This window comes from Stenotrophomonas sp. 1L-E-5-B-C3 (assembly GCF_057292075.1).
The window spans coordinates 1-7344 of sequence record NZ_JBXAWS010000038.1 but is presented as its reverse complement, the minus strand read 5'-3'; the positions used below and the strand labels follow the sequence as shown (position 1 = coordinate 7344).

Below are 7344 nucleotides of genomic sequence, written 5' to 3'. Positions count from 1 at the left end.
GAGCATTTCGCGGGCCAACCAAGGTTGGCCACTACCGGTTCGTGCAGGGCCGGAGAGTGCTTTGGAAGGTGCCAACCTTGGTTGGCACACGAGCATTTCGCAGGCCAACCAAGGTTGGCCACTACCGGTTCATGCAGGGCCGGAGAGTGCTTTGGTAGGTGCCAACCTTGGTTGGCGCACGAGCACTCCGCGGGCCAACCAAGGTTGGCCACTACCGGGTACGCGTGTTCAGCGCAGCGCGCCCAACCATCCCACGCACGCTTCGCTCGGGCTCTGCTTGGCTTTCACCGCCAGCCCACTCACGCGCACGAAGGTCTGCGCGGCCTGCGCGACCACCTGGCGTGCGATCAGCGCCGCCTGCTTGGTCGCGGCCTGCTGCTTGCGCAGCTGCACGATGTTGATCGAAGGCCGACCGACCGGCGCATATTTCTGGTCGCGGCGCAGCACATCGGCCACCTGCGCCACTTCGAATTCGGCCTGCAGGTAGCGGTGTTGTGCCTCCACCAGCTCACGCAGCGGTGCGCGCAGGGCAGCGGTGTCGGCGAAGGCGGCCAGTGCCGCGTCGCAGGCGGCGTCATCGGCAAAGCGGGTACGCAGCGCATCCACGCTGGCCAGGGTCAGTTTGGCCATGTGGCCCTCGTTGCTGCAGGAAAGGAGCGCGATTGTCGCATTGCTTGGCGTGCTCCGGGCCGGGAGGCCTCCGCTTTGGTAGAGTCGACTGTTAGTCGACTGCTCTTGGCGCAATGCTGGAAACCCCCGCGCTGCGCGCGATAGTCGACTGACAGTCGACTCTACCTGGCTGGCATTTCAGGCGCAGCCGCATCCACGGAAGGAAGACCCATGCAGGACACGCAGTACTGGTTGAACGAATTCTGGACGGGCCTGAGCGTGCTCGACCTGCTGGGCGGCAGCGTGCTCGGTACGCTGCTTGGCCTGGTGCTGGGCATCTTTGCCTGGCGCTGGCTGCACCGCCGTGGTTGGTTGCAGCGGCGCAAGCGCTGGCATCACTGGCTGCTGGCCAGCTACGTGGTGGTGCTGCCGCTGGCCACCGCCTTCTTCGGCCTGCAGCTGGGCTTCACTGCCGGTGCGCACCGCGCGCTGTTCAAGCAGCTCGATCATTTCCAGCCGCACCTGCAGACCCTGGTGGAAGGCTGGAGCGAAGGCTTCACCGATTCACTGGACGACCCGCGCATGCGCGAGGCATTGCGCAGCCAGGGCACGGTGGGCGATGTGGCCGACACCATCGCCTCGGCCTACCTCAGCGAACACCCGTTGCCCGGTCTCGACCGTCTCGGCAACGGCCCGCTGGCACGCGGCACCGGTTGGGTGATCGGCAAAGTGCGCGAAGGCCTGCTGCGCGGCATGGTGGAAGACACGCTGGTGGACAAGGCCGGCACGCTCGGCCTGGAGCCCAAGGTGGTGCGCGAGGCGCTGACCATGCACGTCGATGAGCTGCTGCACACCCGTGGCGTGCTGCGGCTGGTGAAAGCGCAGATCAACGGCATGATGCCCGGCGTGTACTTCGGGCTGCTGCTGCCGCTGCTGGTCATCGCGCTGCTGGTGGCGCTGGAGATCTGGGCCGCGCAGCGGTTCGGGTGGACGCGGCAGGTGGCATCCAGCGCGGTAGTGCCGGCCGCTGGCCGGCAGTTGCAGGTTCCTGCCGAAGGTTCATGAGGTTGCCGGCCAGCGGCCGGCACTACCCAGCCAGGCAAGAAGGTGCATGAGCGGCGGCGGAGCCCCTGTAGAGTCGAGCCATGCTCGACTCATGGCGCGCAGCGCGATACGTGCGGGTTTCGGGCTGCTGTCGCTGCTGATCTTCGCGCTGCAGGTGGCATCCAACGCGGTAGTGCCGGCCAGGCAAGAAGGTGCATGAGCGGCGGCGTAGCCCCTGTAGAGTCGAGCCATGCTCGACTCATCGCGCGCAGCGCGATGCGTGCGGGTTTCGGGCTGCTGCCGCTGCTGATCTTCGCGCTGCAGGTGGCATCCAGCGCGGTAGTGCCGGCCGCTGGCCGGCAGCTGCAGGTTCCTGCCGAAGGTTCATGAGGTTGCCGGCCAGCGGCCGGCACTACCCATCGGAGGGCGTGCGGACCAACGGTCCGCACCCACCAAGCAGGGTCCGCACCCACCGGCTGCCCGATCAATCGCCGTCGGTTTCGTCCGGGTGGGCCTTCCAGTAGCCGGTGGAACGGATCCAGTCGCGCGGCACGCCCAGGTGGCCTTCGATGAACTTACGCATCATCCGCGCGCGGCGCGATTCGGTGGCGATCCAGTAGAAGACATCGCCGTCCGGTGCCTCGAAGTCGGTCAGCATGTCTTCCAGCAGCGTGCTGCTGGCCGCGGGGAAGCCGTTGCGCTCCAGCCAGTGGATACGCACGTTCTCGTACTGCGGCAGGTCCTGGCGTTCGGCTTCATCGCTCACTTCGATGAAGGCCTGCACCTCGGCATCCTCCGGCAGCACGTCCAGCCAGCGGGCGATGGCCGGCAGCGCGGTTTCATCGCCAATCAGCACATAGGCGTCGTAGCTGTCGGCCACCACGAACGAGCCGCGCGGGCCGCCGATCACCAGCGTATCGCCAGCCTGGGCCTGCTCGGCCCACGGCCCGGCAATGCCCTGGTCGTGCAGCACGAAGTCGATGGCCAGCTCGCCGGTTTCGTGGTCCCACCAGCGCGGGGTGTAGTCGCGGGCCGGTGAGGGCTCCTTGCCGGCCGGATAGCTGCGGCCTTCGGCAGTGACCACCGGCAGCACCATCTCGCCGCTGGCATTGGGGAAGAACAGCTTGATGTGATCGTCAGCGCCGGGCGAATCGAAACCGGCCAGCTCGGCGCCGCCCAGCACGATGCGGCGCATGTGCGGGGTGACCTCTTCGGTGCGCAGCACGGTCAGTTCACGGAAGCGCACATCCAGGCGCAGGCGCGTGTTGTTGTGTTCGGTCATGGGGATACCTGTAAAGGTGTCGCGCGGGGGGCGCGCGGCGTAGGGGCGACCTGGCTGGAGTCAGTCTGGCTGGGTCGTAGAAAAGGATTGGCTCTCGCTACCGGCCGTACCGTTGAGCAGCGCGGACGCCCGCGTCAGCAGCGCCGCTACTTCTTCTGCCTCGCCCTCGGCCCAGCGGCCGTGGTGATGCACCAGCGCCCGCTTGAACTCGCGCAGGGCGCCGGCCAGCGGCGGCGGCAGCGAGGCCTTGGTGATCTCGCGGGCACGGTCGAAGGCACGTCGCTGCGCCAGGCGCACCTGGGTGCGCTGCACCTTCAGCTCGAACTCGCCGGCGGTGGTGATGCGGAAGATCCGCTTGCCGTCCACTTCCTCGGCCTCGATCCAGCCGGCCTGCTCGAAGCTGGCCAGCAGCGGGTACATGGTGCCGGCGCTGGGCGTGTAGGCCTGCATGAACTGGTTGCTGATCAGCTGCATCAACTCGTAGCCGTGGCGCGGCTGCTCGCCGATCAGGGCCAGCACCAGCAGGCGCAGGTCGCCGCGGCTGAGCACCCGCGGCTGGCCGTTGCGGCGTGGCACTTCCGGATGGGTGGAACGGGCTCTGGGAGAAGCGGTACGGCTCATTTCGATATATCGGTAAACGAGTGTGCAAACGATATATCGATATATCGAAGCCGACAATCATCGATCCGGCCACAAGCAGGTCAGTTTTGGGCCACGGCCGGCCCCGCGCACAGCAAAAGGGGCGCCCCTTGCGAGGCGCCCCGGGCAACACTGTGGAAGGGAGTGAGGCAGGGCCAGACGGCGGACCGAAGCGGGCGAGGCCAACACTCGAGGCCTACCCTGAGGGCAGGGCGGGGGGCGATCCAGAGGCAGGTGCGACACGTTGTCGCCCGTTCAGCGCCAGCACGCGGAGCCGATACAGGTGGGCATGGCGCTGCCCTACAACCGTCATCGGCAGCGGTAACACTGCGTCCTGCACATGGGCGCAGCGGCCCGCAAGCGACAGCCCGCGCAGCCAACAAGGCCCGCCGCAGGGCCTTCAGCGGGCCCGGCAAGCCCCTTGCGGACACTGGCCGGTTGCATCCATACGCCTGCGTAGCCAAGTGACGAAAGCCCTTGGTGCGCTACACTTTGCGGTCTAGAAATCTATACAACAGTCGCGCGCGTGCGTGCGGTTATGGGAGCGCTAATGAACTGGTTGAACGAGGTGCTGAACAACGACCCGAATCCTGTGGAAACCCAGGAGTGGATCGAGTCGTTGAAGGCCGTTATTGATGTCGAGGGCTCCGAGCGCGCGCATCAGCTGCTGGAAGGCATGGTGGAACTGACCCGTCGTTCGGGCGCCTACCTGCCGTTCTCTCCCACCACCGAGTACGTCAACACCATCGAGCCGCAGCTCGAGGCCAAGAGCCCGGGCAATGCCGAGCTGGAATGGCGCATCCGTTCGATCATCCGCTGGAACGCGATGGCCACCGTGGTCCGCGCCAACCGCAAGCCGGGTGACCTGGGCGGCCACATCGCCTCGTTCGCCTCCGGCGCCACCCTGTACGACGTGGGCTTCAACCACTTCTGGCGCGCCCCGAGCGAAAACCACCCGGGCGACCTGCTGTTCATCCAGGGCCACAGCGCCCCGGGCATCTACGCGCGTTCCTTCCTGGAAGGCCGCATCAGCGAAGAGCAGCTGGACAAGTTCCGCATGGAAGTGGACGGCGGTGGCCTGTCGTCGTACCCGCACCCGTGGCTGATGCCGGAATACTGGCAGACCCCGACCGTGTCGATGGGCCTGGGCCCGCTGGCCGCCATCTACCAGGCGCAGTTCATGCGCTACCTGGAAAACCGTGGCCTGATCGAGAAGTCCGACCGCAAGGTGTGGTGCTTCATCGGCGACGGCGAGAGCGACGAGCCGGAAACCCTGGGTGCCATTGCCCTGGCCGGCCGTGAAGGCCTGGACAACCTGATCTTCGTGGTGAACTGCAACCTGCAGCGCCTGGACGGTCCGGTGCGCGGCAACGGCAAGATCATCCAGGAACTGGAAGGCGTGTTCCGTGGCGGCGGCTGGAACGTGATCAAGCTGCTGTGGGGCGGTTACTGGGATGCCCTGCTGGCCAAGGACAGCGACGGCGTCCTGAAGAAGCTGATGATGGAAACCGTCGACGGCGAATACCAGAACTGCAAGGCCTTCGGCGGCGCGTATACCCGCGAGCATTTCTTCGGCAAGTACCCGGAAACTGCCGCGATGGTCGCCGGCCTGAGCGACGACGACATCTGGCGCCTGAACCGTGGTGGCCACGACCCGCACAAGGTGTACGCCGCCTACCACCAGGCCGTGAACACCAAGGGCATGCCGACCGTCATCCTGGCCAAGACCGTGAAGGGTTACGGCATGGGCAGCGCCGGTGAAGCACTGAACCCGACCCACCAGACCAAGAAGCTGGACGACGAAGCGGTGCGCCACTTCCGCGACCGCTTCAACATTCCGGTGACCGACGCGCAGCTGGCCGACGGCCAGGTGCCGTTCTACCACCCGGGCCCGGATTCGCCGGAAGTGCAGTACCTGCAGGAACGCCGTGCCGCGCTGGGCGGTTACCTGCCGCAGCGCCGCCGCAAGGCCGACAAGACCTTCGTGGCGCCGAAGCTGGAAGCCTACGAGCGCCTGCTGAAGAGCAGCGGCGAGCGCAGCTACTCCACCACCATGGCCTTCGTGCAGAGCCTGAACATCACCCTGCGTGACAAGGAACTGGGCCCGCACATCGTGCCGATCGTGGCCGACGAAGCCCGTACCTTCGGCATGGAAGGCCTGTTCCGCCAGATCGGCATCTACGCGCCGTTCGGCCAGAAGTACAAGCCGGTCGACGCCGACCAGCTGATGTTCTACCGCGAAGACCAGAGCGGCCAGGTGCTGCAGCAGGGCATCAGCGAGCCGGGCGCGATCAGCTCGTGGATGGCCGCCGGTACCAGCTACTCGGTCAGCAACGTGCCGATGCTGCCGTTCTACATCTACTACTCGATGTTCGGCTTCCAGCGCGTGGGCGACATCGCCTGGCAGGCCGCCGACATGCGTACCCGCGGCTTCCTGCTGGGTGGCACCGCCGGCCGCACCACGCTGAACGGTGAAGGCCTGCAGCACGAAGATGGCTTCAGCCATCTGGTGGCCGGTGGCATCCCGAACGTGCGCAGTTACGACCCGACCTTCGGCTTCGAAGTGACCGTGGTTCTGCAGCACGGCACCAAACGCATGATGGAAGACCAGGTGGACGAGTATTACTACGTCACCCTGATGAACGAGAACTACACCCACCCGGAAATGCCGGAAGGCGCGGCCGAAGGCATCGTCAAGGGCATGTACCTGCTGACCGACGCCGGCAAGCCGAAGAAGGGCGAGCTGCGCGTGCAGCTGCTGGGCTCGGGCACCATCCTGCGCGAAGCCATTGCCGCGGCCGAGCTGCTGGACAAGGACTTCGGCGTGACCGCCGACATCTGGAGCTGCCCGAGCTTCAACGAACTGCGTCGCGATGGTTTCGACGTGGAACGTGCCAACCGCCTGCATCCGGAAGGTGAGCAGCGCAAGGCCTACGTGACCGAGCTGCTGGAAGGCCGCCAGGGCCCGGCGATTGCCGCCACCGACTACGTGCGTGCGTATGCGGACCAGATCCGCGCGTTCGTGCCGATGTCGTACACCGTGCTGGGTACGGATGGGTTTGGTCGTTCGGATACGCGTGCGAACCTGCGTCGGTTCTTTGAGGTTGACCGGTACTACATCGCGCATGCCGCGATTGCGGCGCTGGCGAAGGAAGGGAAGATGACCGCGAAGGATGTGGCCCGGGCGATCAAGCAGTACAAGATTGATCCGGAGAAGGCTAATCCTGTTGGGGTTTGATTGAATAAAGGGACGGCAATCGCCGTCCCTTTTTTTTTGGGGTGAGGGAGCACGGATGCGTATAGAAGACTTCCCGGCTTTGTACCGATCTGCAGACGATCTCGCAGCACGTGAGCAGCGTCGGTTCTTTCTATTGCTTCGATGCAACCTGGTCTTCTTGATTCTCGGAGCGGCACTCTCTTTCGGCTCAGTCGATCATTGGCTGATCGCGCTCCTACAGGCATTGGCGCTTCTCGCTGCGTTGGCGTTCTCAGTGGCGCTATATACCATTAGAGCTGAGCGTATTTGGTACGCCGCCCGCGCATTGGCAGAATCAACGAAAACGCTCACATGGCGATTCCTTTCGCGCGCCGAGCCATTTGACGAAGCTGACGAGGACGCGGAAAAGTTACTTCAATCTCGCCTAGCAGCGACGCTTCATCAGAACAGAGAGCTAGCTGTGATCTCTCTGTAGGTTGTTCATCCGGGACATCTTTGGAAAATGGTGGTTACCACACCGTTCCAGTCCCCAAAGAGCCCGGATGAACAATCA

Annotated in this window: 7 protein-coding genes; 4 read left to right on the top strand and 3 right to left on the bottom strand. The window is 65.2% G+C overall.

What is annotated here, in order from left to right; all coding sequences use genetic code 11:
- Window positions 1-228: 228 nt before the first annotated feature.
- Window positions 229-630: a hypothetical protein gene (locus tag AC0Z6F_RS22460; protein ID WP_485618622.1), complete on the bottom strand. Its 402-nt coding sequence runs from the start codon at window positions 628-630 to the stop codon at window positions 229-231.
- A gap of 210 nt (window positions 631-840) precedes the next feature.
- Between AC0Z6F_RS22460 and AC0Z6F_RS22455 the strand changes: the two genes are divergently transcribed.
- Window positions 841-1674, top strand: coding sequence for a hypothetical protein (locus AC0Z6F_RS22455; RefSeq protein ID WP_485618620.1), 834 nt, complete (start codon window positions 841-843; stop codon window positions 1672-1674).
- Window positions 1675-1869: 195 nt separating this feature from the next.
- Complete coding sequence (locus AC0Z6F_RS22450) at window positions 1870-2043, top strand: hypothetical protein (protein WP_485618618.1); 174 nt, start codon at window positions 1870-1872, stop codon at window positions 2041-2043.
- Window positions 2044-2137: 94 nt separating this feature from the next.
- Here the strand turns inward: AC0Z6F_RS22450 and AC0Z6F_RS22445 are convergent, their stop codons facing one another.
- A complete protein-coding gene (locus AC0Z6F_RS22445; RefSeq protein ID WP_336684613.1) occupies window positions 2138-2935 on the bottom strand; it encodes a siderophore-interacting protein in 798 nt (265 codons plus the stop codon).
- Between the two features lie 60 nt (window positions 2936-2995).
- Window positions 2996-3556: a PadR family transcriptional regulator gene (locus AC0Z6F_RS22440; protein ID WP_485618616.1), complete on the bottom strand. Its 561-nt coding sequence runs from the start codon at window positions 3554-3556 to the stop codon at window positions 2996-2998.
- 568 nt (window positions 3557-4124) lie between these two features.
- On the opposite strand from AC0Z6F_RS22440, the gene aceE reads away from it, so the two are divergent.
- Entirely contained in the window at window positions 4125-6812 is a 2688-nt protein-coding gene (gene aceE / locus AC0Z6F_RS22435; protein ID WP_004139606.1) for a pyruvate dehydrogenase (acetyl-transferring), homodimeric type, read from the top strand.
- Window positions 6813-6867: 55 nt separating this feature from the next.
- Window positions 6868-7266, top strand: coding sequence for a DUF4231 domain-containing protein (locus AC0Z6F_RS22430; protein ID WP_485618614.1), 399 nt, complete (start codon window positions 6868-6870; stop codon window positions 7264-7266).
- Window positions 7267-7344: the final 78 nt, after the last annotated feature.